This is a genomic window from Photobacterium damselae (assembly GCF_003026815.1).
In the GTDB taxonomy this organism is placed as follows: domain Bacteria; phylum Pseudomonadota; class Gammaproteobacteria; order Enterobacterales; family Vibrionaceae; genus Photobacterium; species Photobacterium damselae.
Genome location: NZ_PYOG01000086.1, coordinates 1 through 1,952, shown reverse-complemented (window position 1 = coordinate 1,952; position 1,952 = coordinate 1). Strand labels below are relative to the sequence as shown.

General features: G+C 43.6%; 1 protein-coding gene. It reads left to right on the top strand.

Features of this window, described 5'->3' with window-relative positions; all coding sequences use genetic code 11:
- Window positions 1-249 precede the first annotated feature (249 nt).
- Window positions 250-1,794 (top strand): hypothetical protein, encoded by a 1,545-nt coding sequence (locus CTN07_RS22320; RefSeq protein ID WP_005306661.1) that lies wholly within the window; start codon window positions 250-252, stop codon window positions 1,792-1,794.
- Window positions 1,795-1,952: the final 158 nt, after the last annotated feature.

Genomic DNA, 1,952 nt, shown 5'->3' with positions numbered 1-1,952 from the left:
CCGTATTTCAATTGCCTGAGTGTATTGTGGTCTCATTCGTTACTCTTATGCTGGTTTTAAAATCTTACAGTAGTACAACAAAAAGTGTCTGGTTCAACTATCAGTATAGACAGGAAGTTTTTAGATCGTTTGGTGAGAGTGAATGAGATAGTTTGTCAGTCAGTAATATATTTCCGACTGATCCTGCTATTTTCTCCTGTAGCAAGCACCTAAACTTGCTTAGCGTGTTAAACAGTAAAGAAAAGCAGTATGACTAATATAGGTACAATTCACTCAAGTGCAACACAGGTTACTAATGTTTCAAATCATCAGGCAGAGCTGTCAACTCAGACTGGCACACTTGGTGATAAACCTGTTACTTCAATCGCAACATCAAAAGAAGTTCAGCAGTTAGCAGAAAGAACGGAGAGTAGTCCGATAACGAGGCTAAAAGACAAGATTATAAGCTTGTTGAGCGGTGCAGTAAACGCCATTAAGGAGTTGTTGTTTACATCAAAAGATAAGTCTGTCTCAAGCGTGGTCCCGACAGATCAAATACAGCCACTATCTCGTGAAGAAATGGGTAAGATAGCGCTAAAAGAGTCTCTAAAAGGCCTAACTCAGTTAGATAATTTATCGAGCCTTGATGGAGAGTCACTGAAGCAGCAGCATAGAGAGCTTGCGACAAACAATGGTGCTCTACGTTCAACAGTCACAGCACTTCAGGCCATCAGACTGTTCGGAACTGAAACCCAGAAAACGACAGCAAACAGCATATTAAGCGATATGGTGGGTGGTCGGCCTTTCCAACAGTGGGCGACAACAGGTAGTGGCGAGGCTAAAGATGCTTCAACGTTTTTGAACGAGGCCTCCTCTGAGGAACTACAAGCCGCTAGCGACAAGATCAATCAACTTTCCGTACAAATCAGCAAGCTTAAAGATGAATTAATTGATCACTTACAACCTCAACAGACTGCTTCGGCAAGTGAAGAGAAGCCCGCTAACTCAGTTGAATCTCGTTATAAAGCGTATAACGTTCTAGGGATTGGTGGCGGTCGCTCTGCTAAAGATAACAGTGTTAAAACTGCACTGGATGCAGTTAGCTTTCTAGCTACCAGAGTAGCACCAAGTACAATCCCAACACTGTCTAGCGAATCGATTAATGCACTGCAAGATGCAATCGCCGACGGGACTGTTTCCTTTAGTAGGATACAGAATGGCGCTCTCAATAAGGGCGACTTAGCCATGATCCGGGAGCTGGCACTGTCAACAGTTTCAAACCAAGATGCATCATATACTGGCGAATTAGGCTCGATTGTAGACTCGCTAAGTCATAGTCGGTCAAATGTAGGAACAGTAATGCAAGGTATTCAGGGCTTCATTGATATGTCAGCCTCTCAGTGGCACGCAAAAACAGCGGATAAGCCGGAAGACGCTATTGACGCTAACGCTCATGCTAAGTTTGACAGAGAGTTAATGAAATCAAGCTTTGATGGTATGTCGCAAAGCGATCTTAAGCAGGCCTTAGCTCAGTTGGAAGGCGATTTTGGCCAGAATCTTAGGGGCATTATGGACTTAGTTGCCGAAAAAGTGCCGGTTTCTGATGATGCGCAGGAAAATCCGGTGCTTATATCTAGTGCGATGCGTTATGGTAATGTCATCGAAGGACTGATTACTGCCCTAAAGGAAAAGTTAGGTGAGCCGATCGATACTAGCTTTGCTGATGCACCAATGATTCGGGATATTTCTGAGCTGACTGCTTTTGAGAAAGCTGCGCTGTTAAGGGTGGGGATTACGGAAGAGATGATGGCTTAACCAACGTCTACATGCTTTTTTTACACTAAAAAATACCTATCGATGAGAAGTAATGCCGTTCACTCTTTAGTGAACGGCATTTTTGTTTGCCCAGCGAAGCTGGCAAATCCGTCAGATTGAAAGAAATCTGAATCACCCCGACTGAGGGGAAGATAATC

Coding starts and splice junctions, on each gene's coding strand:
- CTN07_RS22320 (WP_005306661.1), top strand. CDS start 250: ATGACTAATATAGGTACAATTCACTCAAGTGCAACACAGGTTACTAAT.